This window comes from Winogradskyella echinorum, from assembly GCF_014297365.1.
Taxonomy (GTDB): domain Bacteria; phylum Bacteroidota; class Bacteroidia; order Flavobacteriales; family Flavobacteriaceae; genus Winogradskyella; species Winogradskyella echinorum.
In genome coordinates this window covers 861,122-882,937 of the sequence record NZ_JACOQD010000002.1, presented here as the reverse complement: position 1 = coordinate 882,937, position 21,816 = coordinate 861,122, and the positions used below count along the sequence as shown (strand labels likewise).

Genomic DNA, 21,816 nt, shown 5'->3' with positions numbered 1-21,816 from the left:
ATTTTAACTAACCGTATCTAGTGTGGATAAAAAGTATCTTTCACAAATTATCTTTCATATTATATTAGGAGGCTTAATTTTTTATGTCAATTTTTTCCCTAAGTTATTTTTCTTTGGTGTACTTCTATATTTTTTAATTCAAATCGTGTTTGCAGCAAAAAAAGAAAAGACAACCATGGTTTTAAAAGCTTGTGCGTATTTAGTTGGCGCAGAAGTTATTTTCAGGATGACTGATGCAGGTCTTTTCTATGAATCTTCAAAATATTTTATAATATTTTTTATTTTGTTTGGTGTATTTTATAATGGTGTATCAAATAAAGCTTATCCATACTTTATGTTTCTCATATTTATGGTGCCATCAATAGTCGTAGCTTCTATTAATATTGATATTGACTCTAGTCTAAGAAAGAATGTTGCATTTGTGTTGAGTGGCCCTGTATGTCTCGGTATTTCAGCTATTTACTGCTATGACAAGAAAATAAATAGAAGGCAAATGTTAGATATTTTATTGTATTTAGCCTTGCCAATAGTCACACTAACAACCTATCTTTTTCTTTATACACCAAGTATTAAAGATGTACTTTCTGGTACGCAATCAAATTTTGCTGCTTCCGGAGGATTTGGACCTAATCAAGTATCTACAGTATTAGGTCTTGGAATGTTTGTGTTTTGTGTTAATTTTTTTATTAATTCTAAATCATTACTCATTAAAATCGTGAATATAATTTTGTTTGCACTAATTTCATTTCGTGGTATTGTAACATTTAGTAGAGGAGGTGTTATAACTGCAATATTAATGATTTTTTCATTTCTAATTTATGTTTATTTTAGATCAAGTAATAGACAAAAAAATATTATTGTAACCTCATTTTTTTTGCTATTAATTACTTCTGTTGTGATTTGGACAGTGAGTTCTAATCAAACAAGTGGTTTAATTGATAAGCGTTACTCCAATCAGGATAAAACAGGAAGAGAAAAGGAAGATGTTTCTGCTGGTAGATTAGATTTATTTTTTGGGGAATTGGAAGGTTTTGTTGATAAACCTTTTTTTGGGGTTGGTGCTAGTGGAATGAAAGAACATAGAATTGAAACTTTAGGTAAAGTAGTTGCAACACATAATGAACTAAGTAGATTATTGTCAGAACATGGCATATTAGGAATAGTAATGTTGCTTATATTAATTTTTAAGCCATTAGATATGCGTTCACAAAATCAAAGAAATTATTTTTTCTATGCATTATTAGTTTTTTGGTTTGCGACTATAAATCATTCGGCAATGAGAATTGCGGCTCCTGGTTTTATATATGGTTTAGCACTTTTAAATTTAAAATATGAAAAACCTTCTATATATAGGAAACGCCTTGTCCAATAAAGGAAAAGCAACTACTGTAATAGATACATTAAGTAGACACTTAAAAAAAAACTACAAGGTTAAAATTGCATCAACTAAATCTAATAAAATATGGAGACTATTAGATATGATGAAATTGGTAGTGGCAAACAAATCCAATACAGATTATGTTTTAATAGATACGTACAGTACGTCAAATTTTTATTTTGCACTAATAATTAGTCAATTATGTAGATTATTTAAATTAAATTATATCAATATACTTCATGGAGGAAATCTAGAAAAAAGGCTGAAGAAAAACCCTAAATTGAGTGGCTTAATTTTTAAGAATGCTTATAAATTAGTAGCACCTTCTAATTTTTTAAAATCTACTTACGAGACTTATGGTTATAATGAGGTTTTACATATCCCTAACAGTATAGAAATAGAAGATTATAAATTCAAAGAAAGAGAAATTAGTGATATTAAATTATTTTGGGTAAGATCGTTCTCATCCCTTTATAATCCAGAACAAGCCATTTTAGTTTTAGAAAAATTACTACAATTGAATTATAATGCATCATTAACAATGGTCGGACCAGATGTTGATGGTTCTTTATTAAAAGTTAAAGAATTAGCAAAAGACAAGAAACTTAATGTGAATTTTACAGGTAAACTATCTATACTTGAATGGATCGAACTTTCAGAAGATTTTAATGTGTTTATCAATACCACTAATTTCGATAACACACCTGTTAGTGTTATCGAAGCAATGGCTTTAGGTTTACCAGTTGTTTCTACAAATGTTGGTGGGATGCCTTTTTTAATTACTCATAATACAGATGGACTTCTGGTTCCTCCTAAAGATGTTAGCTCCATGGTTAATGCGATTATAAAATTAAAATTAGACAATGAGCTTAGAATAAAATTAATTAGAAATGCTCGTACTAAAGTGGAAAATTTTAGTTGGAATAAAGTGAAATCAAAATGGGAATTTGTTTTATCCTAGTTTATAACTAAAATCAATTTGTACTTATTATATTTACAGTATAGCTTACCCTCGAAATGACTAAAAATAAAGGTATACATTTTGAAGTTTCTGAACGCAAAATTCTACTTAGAATTGTTGACTTATTGTTAGTCTATGTTGGAGTTTATTGTTTAAGTCTTTTGTTCAACTTTGAATATATAGACGTTAGTAAAGATAGTATTATTGAATTAGCGGTTTTAGGAATCTACGTTACTGTTTTCGGAACTATATTTGAAATTTACGATTTACAAAAAGCCAGTAAAATAGACACTACTTTTAGAAATGTAGTTTTAACAGCTTCAACAGTTGTGTTATTCTATTTACTAACACCAGTTTTAACACCTTACCTTCCGTTAGAACGTATTCAGATAGTATATTTCTATATCGCTATAATTGTTTGCATTCTATTATGGCGTATTGTATATATTAATCTGATAGAATCACCTCGTTTCTATAAACGTGTACTTTTAGTAGGAGAAACGTCTAATATTGAAGGTCTAATTAAACCTTTAATTAATTTTGATTCTAATTACAAAATAGTAGGTTTTATTAACAGCGAACCTACTAATGAAGAATCTGTAAAGTTTAAAGGCCTCAAAGAATTTGATCCTAAAGATTTTTTAACAACAATAGAAAAAGAACAAATATCAGAAGTTTTAGTGGCTAGTTTTAATAGTGAAGCCATAATGGTAGATGTTTATCATAATTTAATGCTGTTGTTAGAACGTGGATTTAAAATTAGAGATTACTCTCAAGTTTACGAAGAATTACTTCATAAGGTGCCTATTCAATTTGTTGGTAAAGATTTTTATAAGTATTTCCCTTTTAGTCGCAGTAATGAAAATAAATTATACATATTTTTTCAGCGTACATTCGATGTCCTATTTGCAACTTTAGGATTGCTAATAGGTATATTAATTTTACCAATTATTGTTTTAGGAAATATAATTGGTAATAAAGGACCTCTGTTTTATTATCAAGAACGTGTAGGTAAAAACAGTAAGCCGTTTAAGATTGTAAAATTGAGAACTATGATTGTAAATGCCGAGGTTGATGGAGTAAAATGGGCAAAGAAAGATGATAAAAGAATTACAGCTTTTGGTAAATTTTTAAGACGCTCGCGTATAGATGAAATCCCACAATTTTACAATGTGCTTAAAGGTGATATGAGTATAATTGGGCCTAGGCCAGAACGACCATTTTTTGTAAATGAGCTATCACGCATTATTCCATTTTATGAAACTCGTCATATTATTAAACCAGGACTTACAGGCTGGGCTCAGGTAAAGACTAGGTATGGATCTTCCATTGATGATAGTTTAACGAAACTTCAATACGATTTATTCTATATTAAGCATAGAAGTGTATTTCTCGATTTTAATATCTTTATTAAAACTATGAGTACAATTTTGTTTTATAGAGGACAGTAAACTCTAATGTTTACTATAATATTTTAAAAGATACAAATACCGTATAAATAAAGAAATAATAAGTGGTATTAAACCTATGGCAAATACTTGTACTCCTATGAGCCAATGCAAGGTCATTAGACACAGCATAATTATAAGAAACTTAATATAGCTTCTAAACCATTTTTTAATCTGCTTTTTAAATAATTGTGCAATTACAATAATATTTAAAGGAAAAGCCCATAAAACATTATAATTTTGTGCTGTAGCAGAGTGGTCTGTTGCAAACCAAAGCAATAATATTACAACACCAATGATACCTGTAAGTCCAAATAGTGCAATGTCTAGCCATTTATTTCTTGTATGTTTTATGTAATCTTTATAAGTAATAAATAGAATTAAGAAGGCTAAAATTATCATAATCATCAATGGACTAAAAAGAAAATTTGAAGCTGGTTCAGTTTCTCTCTTTTTAAAAATCACAGATGAGTTTTTAACCAGATTTTTAGAAGCATTAATTTTAGCATTATTAAAAAAGGCATGAATATATTTTGGTAAAAACATATATTCATTTGCACTAGCATTTTTATCAATAACTGACCCTAAGGCGATATCAATTCCAAAACTTCCCCAAGTGTTTAATCCAACATGTTCGTGTATAAGTGTTCTAAATGTTTTTGGTTCAAAATTATCTGGAGCATTAAACTTAATATTATTACCAGTTGCAACTACTGTAACGTCTCTAATACGAGTTGCACAATTATCATAGAAAAAATCATATAAATAGCGTCTATTTTCAAGTTTATAGTTGTTTTCTAAGTAATCGAATAGCTTTTGTTTTTCATCATTTAAAAGATTTAAAACCTGTTCCTCAATGGTGCGATTGTATCTTACATAATGGTTGTAGAAATCAGAAAATTTTTCTCTACTAATAAGGTAGTTTAGTTTTCCTTGCGCAAATTTTAAATAGAAGTTAGGAGCGTCAAAATCATAACCACCATAACCGTAGGTTACGTCAATTCCTTGTGCAATATCTTTTATTCTAAAAGCATTATGTCCAAAGGCATCATTAAGAGATTCTCCAGGGCCAATGGTTAAAACAGATACTTTAGCTTCTTGCGATAATTTTATTTGTTGAGCAAAAGTCGAAGTAACCGTAATTAATAGGATAAGAAAGAGTAGTTTTAATTTCATAAGCAATACTACTATCTAAAAATACTAAAATCTATTTTTAATGAAAAGACATTAGAGTATAAAGCAGCACTTTGGTCTCCTATATCTGTGAAAGCATAATCTATCTGAATACCTTTATATTTAAATCCAACCCCAAAATTAGGCTGAAATGAAGTTTGTTCAGAACCATCAATCTGAATTTCATTCTGAAAATTCCCTACACCACCTCGTAAAAACACCAAATCAGTATAACCAAACTCAAAGCCCAAAGCCGGATTAATACTAGCAAATGAAGTTGAAATAATATCATTATTTTCAGCAAAACGAACGTTAAGATTGGCTGCTGCCAAAAGTGAATAATCATAATTGAAAACCCATTTTTTAGATAATCCTAATTGTAGTTTAGGTATGGTTATTTCTGTAGTTTCAGGTAATTCTTGGTTTTCTCCGTCAACAGCACCACTGATGTCTTCAAATTTATCTTCATCAATTGACCAAGCATTAAATGTAGTTGTTATATCTCTAGCCATTAATCCAAATTTCCAATCGTTTTTACTTTCAAATTGAATTCCAGCATCCAGACCAAAACCCCAAGAGGAGGCAAAATCCCCAATAATTCTTCTAATAATTTTGGCATTTACTCCAAAATTTAAACCATCTAAAGGAAGTTTTCTAGCATAAGAAAATGTTAGACCGTAATCTGCTGTAGAAAAGGTACTTATTCTATCGTAGTTAATGTTACCTTGATCGTCAATTAATTGTGTAGTGTCTAAAATGTCATCAACACCAAATCTAATAAGAGAAATACCTACAGCACTTCTGTCATCTAATGGCATGGCATAAGCAATATAATTGTAGTTAGCAATATTGGCAAAATAACTACTGTGCATTAATGCAAGTTGGTTGTCTTCTAGGTGTACAAGTCCTGCCGGATTCCAATATCCAGAATTTACGTCAGCAGTCTGCGACACAACAGCATTACTCATGCCAAGAGCGGCAGCATCAACACCAATATTCATAAATTCATTAGAATATTTTCTGGTGGACTGAGCTGAGGCTAATAGCGTAGCAAGTGTTAAGAGAATTACGAAGTAATTTTTCAACAGCAATTTTTTACAAAGATGCACAATATTTTTCGGAAATTGTTTAAAACAACTTCTGTCTATTTAACTGTAAAAGCGTGTTCTTATTGTTTTCTTTTTTTGCAATTTGAAAAATAATAAGACTTAGACTAAAATACTTTTATATTTTTACATAAATAAAGTTTATGAGTTTAAAACGACACATTCCTAATATTGTAACCCTTCTCAACTTGTTTTCTGGTTGTATTGCTGTAATTTTTGCAGTATATGGCAATTTTATTGCTGCTGCTATTTTTGTTTTTTTAGGCATATTTTTTGACTTTTTTGATGGTCTTTTGGCTCGAAAACTTAATGTACAGAGTCCGTTAGGTATTCAATTAGACTCTTTAGCAGATTTAGTGACTAGTGGAGTAGTGCCAGGTATTATAATATTTAAGCTTATTTCATTAACTGTTGATGCACCAGATTATTCTACCTATAGTGATAGTTGGAACTCTGTTTTTCATTGGCAAGGATTTAAACTGTCAGTATTACCATTAATAGGTTTATTCATTCCATTAGCATCTGCTTATCGTTTAGCAAAATTTAATCTAGATGAAGATCAACAAACTTACTTTAAAGGATTACCAGTACCAGCCAATACACTTGTTATTTTATCCTTACCATTAATTTTAGAATATCAGAATAATGATGTAATGAACTCAATTATTATTAATAAATGGTTTTTAATAGGTTTAACACTTTTAAGCTGTTATTTATTAAATTCTAGCATTAAATTATTTGCGTTAAAATTTAAAGATTGGAGTTTTAAAGCTAATGCAACACGATATATATTTTTATTATTAAGTGTAACATTAATTGTTCTGCTTCAATTTGCAGCGATACCCTTAATAATAGCATTGTACATAATACTATCGTTGCTAGATAGAAAAAATATTCATTAATTTTATTTAAGATCTAACTAAATACAAACTTTAAAATAAATTATGGCTGAAATTATTTTTACTCTATTAATGCTTGTAATGTTACAAGCGGTTTTAGGATTTGATAACTTACTTTACATTTCCTTAGAATCTAAAAAAGCACCAAAATCTGACCAGAAGCGAGTTAGAAAAGTAGGTATATTAATAGCTATTGTATTAAGAATCGTATTATTATTTGTATTAGTTTCAATTATAGATTTTTTTCAAGAACCATTTTCATGGCTAACGGGTGAAATTGAAAATGTATTTAAATTTGCATTTAATGGGCACAGTATTATTGTTTTAGTCGGTGGTGGTTTCATTATATATACTGCCATAAAGGAAATTTGGCACATGATTTCTGTACCAGATTTAAATCACGATGTTGAAGGTGGTGATAAACGTAATAAATCTTCAAACGCTGTTATTACCAGCATTGTTATAATGAATTTAGTGTTTTCGTTCGATTCTATTTTAGCTGCTATTGGATTAACTAGTGAAATTGAAAACTCTACAACAGCTTTTATTGTAATGGCAATAGCAATTGTTGCGAGTGGTTTACTAATGTTACTTATGGCGGATAAAATATCAGTATTCTTAGCAAAAAATAGAATGTACGAAGTACTAGGTTTGTTTATTTTATTTATTGTCGGAATTATGTTAGTAACCGAAGGAGGTCATTTAGCACACTTAAAAATATTTGGAAATGAAATTGTGCCAATGAGCAAAACTACATTCTATTTTGTAATAGTAGTTTTAGTAATTGTAGATATTGTACAAGGACGTTATCAAAAAAAATTGATTAAAGAAAAAATTTCAGACTCACATAATATGAATTCGCAAAAATGAAAAAGTTAAAAATAAAATTGTTTTTAAAAATATTCTTTATACTAGCGTTTATTGAATTTTTAACAGCATTAGCAGACGTTTTGCTATCGCAAGCTAATTCTGGTTTTACAACGATTACATCAAAACTGATGCTTATTTTTAGTTTGCCAATTAGTTTAATAAGTAGAGATCTACCTTTTTACACTAATGAAGGATATACTGCAGCTATTTTATTCTGGATAATGAATCTTATAATACAAACTACAATTGTATATGGAATTATCAGGGTTTATAAAAGAATAAAGAAGACTTACTAAAAGAACGATTGGTATCTAACTTTTCTTATTTTTTTTATGGCAAAGTACTAGAATATAGCTGTAATTTAAAACTCTAATTTCTTTTTACGAAGCTCAAAGTTCTGACCTAAATAAACTTTACGTACCATTTCATCACTAGCTAATTCTTCTGGTTTACCTGCTTTAAGGATACCACCTTCAAACATAAGATATGTTCTGTCAGTAATAGCAAGGGTTTCTTGTACGTTATGATCGGTAATAAGGATACCGATATTCTTTTTAGTTAATTTTGCAATTATACGCTGAATATCTTCTACGGCAACTGGGTCAACACCAGCAAAGGGTTCATCTAATAAAATAAAATTTGGATCTGTCGCCAACGCTCTTGCAATTTCTGTACGACGTCTTTCACCACCAGAGAGCAAATCGCCTCTATTGGTTCTAATATGTCCTAATCCAAACTCTTCAATTAAAGATTCCATTTTAAGATGTTGTTCTTTTTTACTCAACTTAGTAAGTTGTAGTACACTGAGAATATTATCTTCAATACTCAATTTTCTAAATACTGAAGCTTCTTGTGCTAAGTAACCGATACCATTTTGAGCACGTTTGTACATTGGATATTTAGTAATGGCTGTATTATCTAAGTAAATATTACCACCATTAGGTTTTATAATACCAACAATCATATAAAACGAAGTCGTTTTACCTGCACCATTTGGACCAAGCAGACCAACGATTTCTCCTTGGTTAACTTCCAAAGAAACATCCTTTACTACTTTTCGTCCATTATAGGACTTCATTAAATGTTCTGCTCTTAACTTCATATGCTTACTATGAACGCTAAAAATAACAAAATCATATAAGATCTGTTGGCTTTAGCTATCATTTATAAAAAGTTTAACCTAGATTTTCTAAGGCTTCCCAATACTCGTGTGCACGTCTTAAATGTGGTATAACAATTGTTCCACCAACAAGAGTAGCTATACTGAGCGCCTCACTAACTTCTTCTTTAGATAAGCCTTCATTATAAGAAGACTCTAAATGATATTTAATACAATCATCACATCGCAATACGGTAGAAGCTACTAATCCCAGCAGCTCTTTAGTTTTTTTATCTAAGGCTCCTGCTTGAAATGCATTTGTATCTAAATTAAAAATTCGTTTTATAACTTTATTGTTATCAGCTAATATTTTATCATTCATTTTAGAACGATAATCATTAAATTCTTTGACAGTATTAGACATATTTTTCTTTTCTTTTTTGTTTTCTTACCACAACGGCAGAAATATAAATACTTATTTGGTAAAGGATTAATATAGGAACAGCTACAATTACCTGACTAGCAATGTCTGGTGGTGTAATAACTGCAGATAAAATCAATACTATCACTAAGGCATACTTCCTATATTTTCTTAAAAATTGAGGAGTCACTAATCCTATTTTAGTTAAAAAATAAATTACGATAGGTAATTCAAATACAAAGCCAGAAGCAATAGCAGAAGATCTAACTATAGCAATAACTGAACTAATATCAAACTCGTTAGAAATTTGCTCACTTATTTTGTAGTTAGCCAAGAAATTAATGGATAATGGTGTAACAATATAATAACCAAAAAGCACACCGATAAAAAATAACATTGATGCAATAAATAGAAATCCTCTAGAACTTTTTCGTTCATTAGATTTTAATCCTGGGCTTATAAAACTCCATAATTGATATAGTACGTATGGAAATGAAATTATAAAACCAGCATAAATGGATGTCCAAATATGGGCAGAAAACTGGCCAGCAACTGTTCTGTTTTGAATAATAAACGGAAATTCTTCAGCACAAAACGTAGTATCTGTAATACCTAAAAATTTTGAAATTTGGCATAGACCATTATAGGTTGCAAAATCCATTCTAGTAGGTCCAAAAATTATAACATCAAAAATAAACTTGTAAAAAATTCCTGCTAATGTTGCTGCAATAACAATACCTAAAGTTGCCCGTATTAAATGCCATCTTAAATCTTCGAGATGGTCTAAAAAGGACATCTCATCAATAGTTTTTTTTGCCATTATATAATGCCTTCTTTTATTAAATCATGAAGATGTACAACACCAACATATTTACCATTATCTTCTACTAATAATTGTGAAATTCCAAATTCTTCCATCACTTCTTTTGCATCAACAGCCATTGCATCTTCTTGGATTCGTCTTGGGCTTTTACTCATAATATCCTTGGCTTTTAAACCTACAATATCGTCACTTTTACTTAACATCCTTCTTAAGTCTCCATCAGTAATGATACCGACAATTTTATCATTATCAACAACTGCGGTAACACCAAGCATTTTTTCTGTAATCTCAACAATCACTTCTTTTAAACTGGTTTCTAAACTCACCTGAGGCTTTAAATTTTGAGAAGATAAATCACTAACGCGCAAATACAAACGTTTTCCTAAGGCACCACCTGGATGGTATTTAGCAAAATCTTTGCTAGAAAAACCTCGTAATTCTAATAAACAAACCGCTAAAGCATCTCCTATTACTAATTGAGCAGTTGTGCTTGTTGTTGGTGCCAAATTATTAGGGCAGGCTTCTTGTTCAACAAAAGTATTTAAAACAAAATCAGCTTGTTGTCCTAAAAAAGACTCAATATTACCAGTTATGGCAATCATTTTATTATTTGCATTTTTTATAAGTGGCACTAAAACTTTAATTTCAGGGGTGTTTCCACTTTTAGAAATACAAATTACGACGTCATCTTTAAGAATTAATCCAAGATCGCCATGTATAGCATCAGCAGCATGCATAAAAATGGCTGGAGTGCCTGTAGAATTTAAGGTAGCTACAATTTTACTAGCAATAATGGCACTTTTACCAATACCAGTTATAATAACTCGCCCCTTAGAATTATAAATTAATTCTACTGCTTTGGCGAAATCATTTGTAAGTAATTCCGACAAATTTTCTATAGCTTTGCTCTCTAATTTTATGGTACTTTTAGCAGTGCTTAAAATGGATTGCTTAGTGTTCAAAATTTATTGTTTATAGTGTTTTCTAAATTTAAAGAATTTGTTATCTTTAAACTTATTGCAAATGTATATAAAATACTAATAGGGATTAATGGGTATTGCAGAAATTGACTTACACGCTTCACTAAAAAAATATTTTGGATTTTCAGGATTTAAAGGCCTTCAAGAAGAAGTTATAAAAAATGTTGTTGCAGGAAATAACACGTTTGTTATTATGCCAACTGGTGGAGGAAAATCATTATGTTATCAGTTACCAGCTTTAATAAAAGAAGGAACAGCTATTGTTGTATCTCCTCTTATTGCTTTGATGAAGAATCAGGTGGATGCTATTAGAGTAGTGTCTGAACATGAAGGTGTAGCACATGTTTTAAATTCGTCTTTAAATAAAACTGAAGTAAAACGTGTAAAAGATGATATTACAAATGGTATTACAAAACTACTCTATGTAGCACCAGAATCGTTAACTAAAGAAGAGTATGTTGAGTTTTTAAGAACAGTCAAAATTTCGTTTATGGCTGTTGATGAAGCACATTGTATTAGCGAATGGGGACACGATTTTAGACCAGAGTACAGAAACTTAAAAACTATTATAAAACGTATTGGAGACGATATTCCTATTGTTGGTCTAACAGCTACGGCAACTCCAAAAGTACAAGAAGATATTTTAAAGAGTTTAGGAATGCCTAATGCTGTAACATTTAAGGCCTCTTTTAATAGACCAAATTTATACTACGAAGTACGTCCAAAAACTAAAAATGTAGATGCAGATATTATTCGGTTTGTAAAACAGAACGAAGGTAAATCTGGTATTGTTTATTGCTTAAGTAGAAAACGTGTTGAGGAATTAGCACAAGTTCTACAAGTTAATGGTATTAAAGCAGTACCATATCACGCAGGTCTCGATGCAAAAACAAGAGTTAAGCATCAAGATATGTTTTTAATGGAAGATACTGATGTTGTAGTGGCAACTATTGCATTTGGGATGGGAATTGACAAACCAGATGTGCGTTTTGTAATACATCACGATATTCCTAAGAGTATAGAAAGTTATTATCAAGAAACAGGTAGAGCAGGTCGAGATGGAGGAGAAGGTCATTGTTTAGCATATTACGCTTACAAAGATATTGAGAAGCTTGAAAAATTTATGTCAGGAAAACCAGTTGCAGAGCAAGAAATTGGACATGCACTATTACAAGAAGTAGTTGCTTTTGCCGAAACTTCTGTCTCTAGACGAAAATTTATACTTCATTATTTTGGTGAAGAATTTGATAATGCTACTGGTGAAGGAGGTGATATGGATGATAATGTTCGTAATCCTAAAAAACAGGTTGAAGCTAAAGATGAAGTTAAAACACTTTTAGACACTGTAGAAAAAACTAACGAAAAGTATAAATCTAAAGATTTAGTACAAGTACTTGTTGGTAAAGCAAATGCTTTAATTTCCTCACATAAAACAGATACACAGCCATTTTTTGGTATAGGTAAAGACAAAGATGCTCGTTATTGGATGGCATTAATACGTCAAGTTTTAGTGGCAGGTTTTTTAAAGAAAGATATAGAAACATACGGTGTTTTAAGATTAAGTGATGCTGGTAGAAACTTTATAAGCAACCCAGAATCATTTTTAATGGCCGAAGATCATGTTTTCGACGAAGATTCTGACGATGGTATTGTTACAAATGCTAAAGGAGGTGGTGCTGCAGCAGATGAGAAATTAATGACAATGCTCAAAGATTTACGTAAACGAAATGCAAAGAGTTTAGGAGTTCCTCCATTTGTTATTTTTCAAGATCCTTCATTAGAGGATATGGCTTTGAAGTATCCTATTAATATAGAGGAGTTGTCTAATGTGCATGGTGTTGGTGAGAGTAAGGCTAAAAAATATGGTAAAGATTTTGTAAATCTAATTGCAGATTATGTTGAAACAAATGACATTATGCGACCAGATGACATGATTGTAAAATCAACAGGTTCAAATTCTGCTATAAAATTATATATCATTCAGAATGTAGATAGAAAATTACCATTAACGGATATTGCTTCTTCAAAGGGTATGGAAATGCCTAAGTTTATTAAAGAAATGGAATCTATCGTTTTTTCTGGTACTAAGTTAAACATCAATTATTGGATTGATGAAATCTTAGATGAAGACCAACAAGAAGAAATCCACGATTATTTTATGGAATCTGAAAGTGACAAAATTGACGATGCTATAGAAGAGTTTGATGGCGACTATGACGATGAAGAATTACGTTTATATCGTATAAAGTTTATGAGTGAAGTTGCTAATTAGAAAGTTAATCTATTAAAATCTTTACGTGCAGATAACTGAATCATCTAAAGATAATTTTGTGTTAGTTTCTGGATATAGGTTTAGATGGAATTTGATTTCCTTTTTGAGAATCCTATTATTTGGCGGTTCAATTTCAATTATTTGCTTACTATTGCTTAAGGCAAAAGAGCTTGAAAGTATTATTTCCATTGGTACTATTCTGGTAATAGTAATTCTATTTGCAATAGTACTACATACTAAAACCAAGATTCAATTTTCAGAAAAATATATAAAAGTAAGTTATGGCTGTCTACCATTTGTTAGAACTCGAAAAACCAAAAATTTGCAACGTGTTTATATAGAATATGATGAAAGTAGCAGTGCTGATGGCGCAGGAGGTGGGTTTACTTATTTAGTATTAGTTTTTTATAAGCAGTGGAATATTAAAGTAATGGTAGATCCGTTAACAAGAAGAGAGAGAGAATCAATAACTGGAAGATTAAGTTACCTCAAATCAAAATATGTTAATGACCAATTTAAAGTTTAGTTGTTATAGTGTTATTATTCCTCCTCATCCGAAACAATATATTTAGTAAATAGAATAGTCTGTTTCTTAACATTTAGTTGCACACTATTAAGTTTCGCATTTTCTAATTGCTTAATGTCACTTTCTTCAATTTGAAAATCAATCTTTGTTACATTTCTCCCTTTTATGTCAGATCCTTCAGATTCAAACTCAGGCATATCTGAGTTGAGCTTTAATTCAAAATTTTCACCTTTAAATAATAGAGTAGCTCCAACTTTAGATTTTATGTTTAGCTGACCAACAATAACAGTTTGAAAAAAGAAGTAACCGCCTAATTCATTAAGACCAGCAAAAAGCACATTGTTTTCAGATACTCCATAAGGTCTGTTTTCTACATCATGTATAATGGCTTCGACATTGTCATTAGATGTTTTTTTAGATGTATTATTGCCAAAGAGTTTGGATAAAAATGCCATAATTTTTTAATTTCAACAAAACTAACTTTAATAAGTCAATTCTCAAATTTTCAATCTAAAATCCTACTTTAGTACGTTGTAATCAGTATTCAGTAAAAAGTATTCAGTAAAAAGTAAGCAGTAATTAGTAAACAGAAATTTGTTTATAGTATAACTCATTTCTTTTTGCCTCATTGATTTTTTAGAGTATGTTTTTTAACTTCAAACTTCAAACTTCAAACTTCAAACTTCAAACTTCAAACTTCAAACTTCAAACTTCACACTTCATACTTCATGCTTCATGCTTCAAACTCCCAACTTCCAACTTCATACTTCCAACTAACTTTCCTATCTTTGCAGCCTTAAACAAAAGAAAACAAAATGCAAGACGGTTTATACGCAAAATTTAACACCTCAAAAGGTGAGATATTAGTAAATTTAGAGTTCGAAAAAACTCCAGGTACAGTAGGTAATTTTGTGGCATTAGCAGAAGGTAATCTAGAGAATTCGGCTAAACCACAAGGAACTCCTTATTATAATGGATTAAAGTTTCACAGAGTTATTCCAGATTTTATGATTCAAGGTGGTTGTCCTCAAGGTACAGGTACAGGTAATCCGGGTTATAAGTTTGATGATGAATTTCATCCAGATTTAAAACACAGTGGTCCTGGTGTATTAGCTATGGCAAATGCTGGTCCTGGTACAAATGGAAGTCAGTTTTACATTACACATATCGCAACAGATTGGTTAGATGGTAAGCATACGGTTTTTGGTAATGTAGTTGAAGGACAAGATATTGTAGATACAATAGCTCAAGGAGATACTATTGAAAGTTTAGAAATTGTAAGACAAGGTGCTGATGCTGAAAATTTTAACGCTATTGAGGCATTTAGAACATTTGAAGGATCTCGCGAAAAGCGTATCGCCGCAGAACGTGAGGCTGCTAGAGCTGAATTAGATAAGTTAGCTTCTGGTTTTGATGAAACAGCTTCTGGTTTACGTTACCAAATTATTCAAAAGGGTAATGGCCAAAAAGCAGAAAAAGGAAACATGGTTTCTGTACATTATAAAGGACAGTTGGCAGATGGAACAGTGTTCGATTCGTCTTATAAAAGAAATTCGCCTTTAGATTTTCAAGTTGGTGTAGGACAGGTAATTCCTGGATGGGATGAAGGTATTTGTTTATTAAATGTTGGTGATAAAGCCCGTTTAGTAATTCCTAGCGATTTAGGTTATGGATCTGCTGGTGCAGGTGGTGTAATTCCTCCAAATGCTACATTAGTATTTGATGTAGAATTGATGGATGTAAAATAAGCAAGATTCCAAATTTTAAAAGCTTACATATTAAAAATTGTGAATATCGTTTATGCCGAACTTGTTTCGGTATCTCATGGATTAAATCGTAACAAAATTTAAAAAGAATCGTCTCACTAATAAGTGAGACTTTTTTTTGCTCATTTGTTTACCAATCAAAAACCGATCGAAATGAAATCAAAAGCTTTAATTTTATTCTTATTTATTTTTTTAGTGAGTTGCTCAAACTCAATTGAATTTTCTGAACAATTTAAAAAAGAAACAGCAGGTAATTACCTCTATAATTTAGAAGAACTTATTAAGGTTTCTTATGTAGGTAATACACTTTACCTAAACTGGAAAGGAGGTAAAATAAAACCAGTAGTTACAGATGAAAATGAGTTTTTTGTAGCAGATATGTATACCAAGTTACACTTCGTTCAGCATCCAGAAACTAAAGAGCGTTATCTATCTAAAATACAAGAGGATAACAAAGACAGCATCGCTTATAATTATTTAAAAGTAGCAGACACTTATAAAACTCCAAGTCTTTATTTAAAAGAGGGTAATTACGAAAAAGCCTTAGCTGGATATTTAGAAATAAAGAAGCAAGATTCTACAAGTTCTTATATTAATGAGTGGGATTTTAATAGTAAAGGCTATCAGTATATGAGGAAAAAGGACTTTCAAAAAGCAATAGATGTATTAAAAATTAATGCAGCTTTACATCCTAATAGCGCCAATGTTTATGATAGTCTAGGTGAGGCTTACCTTAGAAATGGTGATAGTTTAGAAGCCTATGATAATTATATAAAAACATTAGAGATTAATTCTGAAAACAAAAGAGCACAGAATTATATAAAAGTTTATGAAAGTAAATCATTATAAGCTAGCTAAATGTTTATTTTTGAAAACTCTATTATTTCAATTAATAGCCTGATATTGAATGTTTTTCTTTTTTTATTAGAAAGGAAATTCCTAATTTTAATATATGTTAAGTGTAAAACATACTAGTTTATATAAGGAAGTCGTTAAAGAATTGAACTACAAATTTGGAGATGTCTTTGTTTTTGATGGTTTTGTAATTTCTGAAATTAAGGAAGGAGTAAGCTTTTCTTGGGATGAACATGCAAAAAGGGTAATTGAAGATGTTACAGAGATTACTAAATGTAATGGTAGTGATTTAATATATCTATCTCACAGAATACACTCATATTCTCTTGTTCCACAAGATTGGCTTAAATTCTTTAAAAATAGTTTTAGTTTAAAAGGTTATGGCGTTATTGGTTATCAGAACATTAGTTTTGTAAATACAGTAATAGAAAACTTATTTTTTAATAAAAAAATTAGACGTTTTAGTGATTTAAATCAAGCAATTCAATGGGTGAAAAGCTTTGATTTAGTAGAGGTTGATAACTGATTTCGTTACTTACTTTTTTAAGACTAAACTTAATTGTTTTCCAAATACACTAGCTATACCAGCAGCTAAGCCACCAACAATACCTGTAACTAACATTAAAACATACGGATTGCCACCTAATGGTAAAAGTACTGCAATACGTTTTGCCAACGTAAAATCATTGCCACTACTCATTATATAACTTAGAATAAACCAAAAAAGTAGAATAGCTAAAAAAGGTATAAAGAACACTGCAGATTTTTTAAGCGGAAAGAATAAAGCCGTTGTAAATGCAGCAGTCATTACAGACCACCATGGCATAAACAAAGAGAGTAGGTATGCTAAAATAAGTGTAGTTATAAAATTGATAATATTTTTGCTCATTACTTGCTAGGTGTTAAGGTTTGCGTACCAATAATAGCATCTGTCGCTGTATCGTTTTGCAAAAAGTTAAGACTGTGGTATTTGCCTGCTGCCCAATCGTCTATAAAATTGTCATAATATTTACTACCAGGATTACCAGATTGTCCTCCAGGATAAATACCTAAGGCGGTAGGAGGTGACGTCATTTCTACAATCATACGCCATGATGGCCCCCAATTTTCGGATGTAGCATTAACAATATTACGACCTCCTCCAATTGGAACATCAAATCGAGAAAAAGCGGGTAAGGCTTGTAGTAAATGTCCAACGTAAGTGGCTTTGTAATTTACCCATTCCAGGCTTCCATTTTTAGCCTTAAAATCATTAAGTTTTACAACAGCTTCACTAAAACTCAATTTGAATAAATCTTTAGCAGTTTCTTTTTCTGGTGTGTCAATTATATCCATAAAGGCATCATCTCCTTTAGTCTTTAAAAGGTAAATAGTTTGGTAGGTAAAAGGTGCATCAATAGCTGTGTCTTCAACATCAAACTCATCCCAAACCATATTATATAAAATACCGTACCAAGCTCTCCAAATACTTGGCCCAATTTCGTTCATATCATTATTATATTGCCATGCTTTTGCAATATCATATAGTTCTTTTTCTTCAGCAGTTAAGTTAGAGATATCCATTGTTTTTAACATGTATGGCATCAGCTCAGAAGCTTTAAGATTATAGTTGTTATTATGTAAGTCTTTAAAATCTTGAATACCAAATTTATCCTTTGAGTTAAAGAAATCATTAATTACACGATTTCTGTAGGTTTCGTAACCATCATTAAACACAAAGTACGGATAAGCTTCGTCCACAGGATGTTGATTGGCAGAACTTACAAAACCACGTTCTGGGTTTTTAGTATGTGCATTAAATTTTTGCGGAATAAAACTTTGCCAATCGTTTTCAGATTTACTTCCGTCCATTATAAATTTACCTTGGCCTTCCCATTTGTTTGGCAGTTTTCCTTGTATCCAAAGTGCAATATCACCTTCTGTAGAAGCGAAGACAAAATTTTGAGCAGGTGCTGTATAGTTGCTTATAGCTTCTACATAATCATTGTAGTTTTTCCCTTTGTTTAAATCTAAAAATGTTTTTTGGTTATTACCACCAATGTGTCCTATCCATTTCATGGCATAACCTGTTTTTTCATTATCAGATTTAAAGTTTTTATCAAATACCACTGGACCATGATGTGTAAAACGAATAGAATCTTTATAAGTTTCTTTTCCTTTTATTTTAATTTCTTCTATTCGGTATGTTACGTCTTTCCATGTGTCGTCAAACTTGTACTTGGTGCCATCTTCGTTAAATTCAATTTTATACCAATCAATAACATCTCTGGTTGCATTGGTTTCTCCCCAAGCAATATGCTGGTTAAAACCCGAGATAACTGCCAAAGCGCCAGGAAGTGTAGCACCAAAAGCATTATGGTTTGGCGTACTTAATTGCATCACAAACCAAATTGAAGGTAAATTAAGACCTAAATGTGGATCGTTAGCTAAAATAGCGTTTCCGGTAGATGATTTTTGAGGTGAAACAGCCCAATTATTACTACCATAATTAGGATCTGGTTTATCTATAGTTTCAGCAATAGAATCTAAAATAGGCTCGCTATTAGGATTTGGTGTTTGTGGTACGTCGATAAAACTCCAATCGGTTTCTTTAGGTATTATAGGATCTGTAATATCAAAGAAATCTGGAAATAACAAATCGAAACGTTCTTTACCAAAAAGGCGAAGCGCATTGGTGTTTTCAATATCTTCATCTCCACCAGCCAACATTTTAGTCATGTACATTAATAATAAAGCTGTTTTTTTTGGTGTCCATTCTTCGGGTTTGTAGTCTAAGAGTTTATATTCTACTGGAAGATTTTCTTCTTTTAACTGATTAATATAACTATTAACTCCTTCAGAATATGCTTTTATATAAGTTGTAGTTTGTTCATCTTCTTCCATTTTCAAGAGGGCTTGCTCTGCTCCATACATCATACCTCGTCTTCGCTCTTGGCGATCGTAATTTAAAGCTCCTTCTCCTATAATTTCAGATAAACGTCCTGCAGCAGCATAGGTCTGAAATTCCATTTGCCATAATCTGTGTTTTGCAGTTAAATAGCCCTGTGCTCTATATAAATCGGTTTCATTCTGAGCAAATACATGCGGAATAAGTTGTGCATCGTAATGTACAGTGACCTTATCTATTAATTCTGGTAAAGAAATGTCACCAGAAATTGATTCGTCTGTTTCATTTTGCCAAACACCTGAGTAAGGATTTAGAAACTTACCTATTGGAGGAATAGACCCAAATTTGGTGTTAAGCGCAAAAAATATACCTATGGTTAATACAAGGGATAGAATAAGTTTAAAATACTTCATGAAGTGAATTATTGTAGAATTTAAAAATACCAAATATTACAATAACTTAGAAACTAATTTTCACAAAGCTTTGCTCTTTAAAAAGTAGCTTATCTAAGTACTAGTTTTTTTACAATGTCTTTACCAATAGATTCATTGAGCATTTTTACAATTTTCTCATTACCATAGCTTAATTCTTCACGAAGTACACTAGAACTAAGTTGAACGTAGAGCGTTTCATGCTTAAGCTCAATAGCAGTGGTGTAATTGTTAACACCATTTCCCATAAGATTCGCCCAAGCCTCGCGCACATTTACTTTGTCTAAACCAGATTGTAAATTATTAGTTTTTACAAACTCTTTTAGAATGTCTTCTATAGGTTGATTATCGTTATTTCGTTTTGCCATCTCTAGTTGCCGCAAAAGCGGTAATCTTTTAATTATTCTAGATCTAATTTAATAGATGTATAACGTTTATATAAATATACAGCTTTGTTTTCATTTTCTACACGTAAATATTCTGGTGTCGCTTCTAAAACGGTTTCTTTCCAAATACTGTAAGGTGTAGCATAATATATATTTAAACTGTCATTTTCAATTTTTATTTCTAAGGATTCTGCATCTCCAGAAGTGTAATAAGTATCATTGATACCAGGTTTTAATTTTTTCCTGAATCCTTTTAAACTATCATTAATACTAATGTAATCTATGATCTCATTGAATTTGTATTCTTTTTTACTGCCATCTGGAAGTGTTACTTCAGTGATTTCCCAATAACCTTCAATATGCTTTATGTAGGTTTCAGGATTTTTTGAGCAACTCAATATTAGTAGACAGATTATCCATAAATACTTTTTCATAATTTGAAAATTTTATACGATTGATGCGTTTGTTTTATTACATTTTCTGTGCGTTCTGCATGTGTATCGCTTATAAAGATCTGCCCAAAATGTTCGTCATCTACCAAACTTATAATTTGTGCAACCCTATTTTCATCTAATTTATCAAAAATATCATCTAAAAGCAGAATTGGTGAAACGCCACTTTGTTGTTTTATAAAATCGAATTGAGCTAATTTTAACGCTATTAAAAATGATTTTTGCTGACCTTGACTACCAAATTTTTTAATTGGGTAATCATCAATTAAAAATACTAAATCATCTTTGTGAGTGCCCACACTAGAGTATTGTAGAGCTTTATCTTTATTAATGTTTTTGTTTAATAAATCATTTAACTCACCATCAAATAAATCACTTTTATATTTTAAATCTATCGTCTCTTTACTCTGACTAATAGCTTCATACCGTGCTTTAAAAATGGGTATAAAAATCTTTAAAAAAGCGTCACGTTTTTTAAAAATCTCGGTTCCATAAGTATGCAGTTGTTCATTATATATAGAAAGCGTATCTGCATTAAATGTGTTATTCAATGCAAAGTATTTTAAAAGTGCATTTCGCTGCGTTAGTACTTTATTATAACTAATTAATTCTGCTAAATAACTTTTATCGCTTTGAGAAATAACGCTATCTATAAATTTTCGTCGTGTATCACTACCTTCGATAATTAAATCACGATCTGTTGGCGAAATAATTACAAGAGGTATAAACCCTATATGCTCGCTAAACTTATCGTAAGCCTTACCATTGCGTTTAATAACTTTTTTTTGTCCACGCTTAAGTGATACTATAATTTTTTCGGAACGATCGTTTTTAGTAAAATGACCATCAACTACAAAAAATTCTGCATTATGATTTATATTTTGTAATGCAATAGGATTAAAGTAACTTTTGCCAAAAGCTAAATGGTAAATTGCGTCTAAAGCATTTGTTTTTCCTATGCCATTTGCGCCAACAAAACAATTGATTTTGGCGTCGAAATCGAAAACCTGACTTTCAAAATTTTTGTAATTAACTAAAGATAGAGTGTTTAGATTCATAAAAGTTTAACGGATTGCCTAATTT

At 30.8% G+C, this 21,816-nt stretch carries 23 protein-coding genes; 11 read left to right on the top strand and 12 right to left on the bottom strand.

Annotated elements, in window-relative coordinates; genetic code table 11:
* Nucleotides 1-22: 22 nt before the first annotated feature.
* From H8K90_RS17055 to H8K90_RS11130, 3 genes are read left to right on the top strand one after another with little or no spacing between them, the layout of a single operon-like run.
* On the top strand, nt 23-1,372 hold the full coding sequence (locus H8K90_RS17055) for an O-antigen ligase family protein (RefSeq protein WP_186846035.1): 1,350 nt from the start codon (nt 23-25) through the stop codon (nt 1,370-1,372).
* The gene (locus H8K90_RS11135; protein ID WP_186846034.1) at nt 1,332-2,339 is read left to right on the top strand and encodes a glycosyltransferase family 4 protein; all 1,008 of its coding nucleotides are present in this window, start codon (nt 1,332-1,334) and stop codon (nt 2,337-2,339) included. Before H8K90_RS17055 ends, H8K90_RS11135 begins: the two co-directional genes overlap by 41 nt.
* 56 nt (nt 2,340-2,395) lie before the next feature.
* On the top strand, nt 2,396-3,790 hold the full coding sequence (locus H8K90_RS11130; protein ID WP_186846033.1) for an exopolysaccharide biosynthesis polyprenyl glycosylphosphotransferase: 1,395 nt from the start codon (nt 2,396-2,398) through the stop codon (nt 3,788-3,790).
* 3 nt (nt 3,791-3,793) lie between these two features.
* Here the strand turns inward: H8K90_RS11130 and H8K90_RS11125 are convergent, their stop codons facing one another.
* Both H8K90_RS11125 and H8K90_RS11120 read right to left on the bottom strand, forming a co-directional pair.
* Nucleotides 3,794-4,963, bottom strand: a complete 1,170-nt coding sequence (locus H8K90_RS11125) for a lipoprotein N-acyltransferase Lnb domain-containing protein (protein WP_186846032.1) — start codon at nt 4,961-4,963, stop codon at nt 3,794-3,796.
* A gap of 11 nt (nt 4,964-4,974) precedes the next feature.
* Nucleotides 4,975-6,045: a putative type IX sorting system protein PorV2 gene (locus H8K90_RS11120; RefSeq protein ID WP_186846031.1), complete on the bottom strand. Its 1,071-nt coding sequence runs from the start codon at nt 6,043-6,045 to the stop codon at nt 4,975-4,977.
* A 164-nt stretch (nt 6,046-6,209) separates the two neighbouring features.
* Between H8K90_RS11120 and H8K90_RS11115 the strand changes: the two genes are divergently transcribed.
* From H8K90_RS11115 to H8K90_RS11105, 3 genes are read left to right on the top strand one after another with little or no spacing between them, the layout of a single operon-like run.
* Nucleotides 6,210-6,968, top strand: a complete 759-nt coding sequence (locus H8K90_RS11115; protein WP_186846030.1) for a CDP-alcohol phosphatidyltransferase family protein — start codon at nt 6,210-6,212, stop codon at nt 6,966-6,968.
* A gap of 42 nt (nt 6,969-7,010) precedes the next feature.
* Nucleotides 7,011-7,835: a TerC family protein gene (locus H8K90_RS11110; protein WP_186846029.1), complete on the top strand. Its 825-nt coding sequence runs from the start codon at nt 7,011-7,013 to the stop codon at nt 7,833-7,835.
* Nucleotides 7,832-8,131: a hypothetical protein gene (locus H8K90_RS11105; RefSeq protein ID WP_186846028.1), complete on the top strand. Its 300-nt coding sequence runs from the start codon at nt 7,832-7,834 to the stop codon at nt 8,129-8,131. The genes H8K90_RS11110 and H8K90_RS11105 overlap by 4 nt, the downstream gene beginning before the upstream one ends.
* Nucleotides 8,132-8,196: 65 nt before the next feature.
* On the opposite strand, the gene lptB is transcribed toward H8K90_RS11105, so the two are convergent.
* The 4 genes from lptB to H8K90_RS11085 all read right to left on the bottom strand — a co-directional run bounded on the left by lptB (nt 8,197) and on the right by H8K90_RS11085 (nt 11,140).
* Entirely contained in the window at nt 8,197-8,937 is a 741-nt protein-coding gene (gene lptB, locus H8K90_RS11100; RefSeq protein ID WP_186846027.1) for an LPS export ABC transporter ATP-binding protein, read from the bottom strand.
* A 73-nt stretch (nt 8,938-9,010) separates the two neighbouring features.
* Nucleotides 9,011-9,358 carry a carboxymuconolactone decarboxylase family protein gene (locus tag H8K90_RS11095; protein ID WP_186846026.1) on the bottom strand — a complete coding sequence of 116 codons (348 nt, stop codon included), beginning with the start codon at nt 9,356-9,358 and terminating at the stop codon, nt 9,011-9,013.
* A complete protein-coding gene (gene tatC / locus H8K90_RS11090; protein WP_186846025.1) occupies nt 9,351-10,175 on the bottom strand; it encodes a twin-arginine translocase subunit TatC in 825 nt (274 codons plus the stop codon). Before tatC ends, H8K90_RS11095 begins: the two co-directional genes overlap by 8 nt.
* A complete protein-coding gene (locus H8K90_RS11085) occupies nt 10,175-11,140 on the bottom strand; it encodes a KpsF/GutQ family sugar-phosphate isomerase (protein WP_186846024.1) in 966 nt (321 codons plus the stop codon). Before H8K90_RS11085 ends, tatC begins: the two co-directional genes overlap by 1 nt.
* 88 nt (nt 11,141-11,228) lie before the next feature.
* Between H8K90_RS11085 and recQ the strand changes: the two genes are divergently transcribed.
* Nucleotides 11,229-13,430, top strand: a complete 2,202-nt coding sequence (gene recQ / locus H8K90_RS11080; RefSeq protein ID WP_186846023.1) for a DNA helicase RecQ — start codon at nt 11,229-11,231, stop codon at nt 13,428-13,430.
* Nucleotides 13,431-13,455: 25 nt separating this feature from the next.
* Nucleotides 13,456-13,956: a hypothetical protein gene (locus tag H8K90_RS11075; RefSeq protein WP_186846022.1), complete on the top strand. Its 501-nt coding sequence runs from the start codon at nt 13,456-13,458 to the stop codon at nt 13,954-13,956.
* A gap of 14 nt (nt 13,957-13,970) precedes the next feature.
* On the opposite strand, the gene H8K90_RS11070 is transcribed toward H8K90_RS11075, so the two are convergent.
* Nucleotides 13,971-14,411 carry a hypothetical protein gene (locus H8K90_RS11070; RefSeq protein ID WP_186846021.1) on the bottom strand — a complete coding sequence of 147 codons (441 nt, stop codon included), beginning with the start codon at nt 14,409-14,411 and terminating at the stop codon, nt 13,971-13,973.
* A gap of 360 nt (nt 14,412-14,771) precedes the next feature.
* On the opposite strand from H8K90_RS11070, the gene H8K90_RS11065 reads away from it, so the two are divergent.
* The 3 genes from H8K90_RS11065 (at nt 14,772) to H8K90_RS11055 (ending at nt 17,103) form a co-directional block, all read left to right on the top strand.
* A complete protein-coding gene (locus H8K90_RS11065; RefSeq protein WP_186846020.1) occupies nt 14,772-15,704 on the top strand; it encodes a peptidylprolyl isomerase in 933 nt (310 codons plus the stop codon).
* A gap of 171 nt (nt 15,705-15,875) precedes the next feature.
* Nucleotides 15,876-16,571, top strand: coding sequence for a tetratricopeptide repeat protein (locus H8K90_RS11060; protein ID WP_186846019.1), 696 nt, complete (start codon nt 15,876-15,878; stop codon nt 16,569-16,571).
* Nucleotides 16,572-16,674: 103 nt separating this feature from the next.
* Nucleotides 16,675-17,103, top strand: a complete 429-nt coding sequence (locus tag H8K90_RS11055; protein WP_186846018.1) for a hypothetical protein — start codon at nt 16,675-16,677, stop codon at nt 17,101-17,103.
* A 9-nt stretch (nt 17,104-17,112) separates the two neighbouring features.
* Here the strand turns inward: H8K90_RS11055 and H8K90_RS11050 are convergent, their stop codons facing one another.
* From H8K90_RS11050 to recF, 5 genes are all read right to left on the bottom strand, one after another.
* Nucleotides 17,113-17,466, bottom strand: coding sequence for a hypothetical protein (locus H8K90_RS11050; RefSeq protein ID WP_186846017.1), 354 nt, complete (start codon nt 17,464-17,466; stop codon nt 17,113-17,115).
* Nucleotides 17,466-19,877 carry a penicillin acylase family protein gene (locus H8K90_RS11045; protein WP_186846016.1) on the bottom strand — a complete coding sequence of 804 codons (2,412 nt, stop codon included), beginning with the start codon at nt 19,875-19,877 and terminating at the stop codon, nt 17,466-17,468. Before H8K90_RS11045 ends, H8K90_RS11050 begins: the two co-directional genes overlap by 1 nt.
* Before the next feature lie 89 nt (nt 19,878-19,966).
* Nucleotides 19,967-20,263, bottom strand: a complete 297-nt coding sequence (locus tag H8K90_RS11040) for a DUF721 domain-containing protein (RefSeq protein WP_186846015.1) — start codon at nt 20,261-20,263, stop codon at nt 19,967-19,969.
* A gap of 32 nt (nt 20,264-20,295) precedes the next feature.
* Nucleotides 20,296-20,715 carry a lipocalin family protein gene (locus H8K90_RS11035; protein ID WP_186846014.1) on the bottom strand — a complete coding sequence of 140 codons (420 nt, stop codon included), beginning with the start codon at nt 20,713-20,715 and terminating at the stop codon, nt 20,296-20,298.
* Nucleotides 20,712-21,791, bottom strand: a complete 1,080-nt coding sequence (recF, locus tag H8K90_RS11030) for a DNA replication/repair protein RecF (protein ID WP_186846013.1) — start codon at nt 21,789-21,791, stop codon at nt 20,712-20,714. The genes H8K90_RS11035 and recF overlap by 4 nt, the downstream gene beginning before the upstream one ends.
* Between the last annotated feature and the right edge of the window lie 25 nt (nt 21,792-21,816).

Excerpts from the sequence above, each read along its gene's own strand:
- H8K90_RS11110 (WP_186846029.1), top strand. The coding sequence starts at position 7,011 with ATGGCTGAAATTATTTTTACTCTATTAATGCTTGTAATGTTACAAGCG.
- H8K90_RS11095 (WP_186846026.1), bottom strand. The coding sequence starts at position 9,358 with ATGTCTAATACTGTCAAAGAATTTAATGATTATCGTTCTAAAATGAAT.
- H8K90_RS11130 (WP_186846033.1), top strand. The coding sequence starts at position 2,396 with ATGACTAAAAATAAAGGTATACATTTTGAAGTTTCTGAACGCAAAATT.
- H8K90_RS11050 (WP_186846017.1), bottom strand. The coding sequence starts at position 17,466 with ATGAGCAAAAATATTATCAATTTTATAACTACACTTATTTTAGCATAC.
- lptB (WP_186846027.1), bottom strand. The coding sequence starts at position 8,937 with ATGAAGTTAAGAGCAGAACATTTAATGAAGTCCTATAATGGACGAAAA.
- H8K90_RS11055 (WP_186846018.1), top strand. The coding sequence starts at position 16,675 with ATGTTAAGTGTAAAACATACTAGTTTATATAAGGAAGTCGTTAAAGAA.
- H8K90_RS11115 (WP_186846030.1), top strand. The coding sequence starts at position 6,210 with ATGAGTTTAAAACGACACATTCCTAATATTGTAACCCTTCTCAACTTG.
- tatC (WP_186846025.1), bottom strand. The coding sequence starts at position 10,175 with ATGGCAAAAAAAACTATTGATGAGATGTCCTTTTTAGACCATCTCGAA.
- H8K90_RS11135 (WP_186846034.1), top strand. The coding sequence starts at position 1,332 with ATGAAAAACCTTCTATATATAGGAAACGCCTTGTCCAATAAAGGAAAA.
- H8K90_RS11065 (WP_186846020.1), top strand. The coding sequence starts at position 14,772 with ATGCAAGACGGTTTATACGCAAAATTTAACACCTCAAAAGGTGAGATA.
- H8K90_RS11060 (WP_186846019.1), top strand. The coding sequence starts at position 15,876 with ATGAAATCAAAAGCTTTAATTTTATTCTTATTTATTTTTTTAGTGAGT.
- H8K90_RS11070 (WP_186846021.1), bottom strand. The coding sequence starts at position 14,411 with ATGGCATTTTTATCCAAACTCTTTGGCAATAATACATCTAAAAAAACA.
- recF (WP_186846013.1), bottom strand. The coding sequence starts at position 21,791 with ATGAATCTAAACACTCTATCTTTAGTTAATTACAAAAATTTTGAAAGT.
- H8K90_RS11125 (WP_186846032.1), bottom strand. The coding sequence starts at position 4,963 with ATGAAATTAAAACTACTCTTTCTTATCCTATTAATTACGGTTACTTCG.
- H8K90_RS11035 (WP_186846014.1), bottom strand. The coding sequence starts at position 20,715 with ATGAAAAAGTATTTATGGATAATCTGTCTACTAATATTGAGTTGCTCA.
- H8K90_RS11105 (WP_186846028.1), top strand. The coding sequence starts at position 7,832 with ATGAAAAAGTTAAAAATAAAATTGTTTTTAAAAATATTCTTTATACTA.
- recQ (WP_186846023.1), top strand. The coding sequence starts at position 11,229 with ATGGGTATTGCAGAAATTGACTTACACGCTTCACTAAAAAAATATTTT.
- H8K90_RS11040 (WP_186846015.1), bottom strand. The coding sequence starts at position 20,263 with ATGGCAAAACGAAATAACGATAATCAACCTATAGAAGACATTCTAAAA.
- H8K90_RS11045 (WP_186846016.1), bottom strand. The coding sequence starts at position 19,877 with ATGAAGTATTTTAAACTTATTCTATCCCTTGTATTAACCATAGGTATA.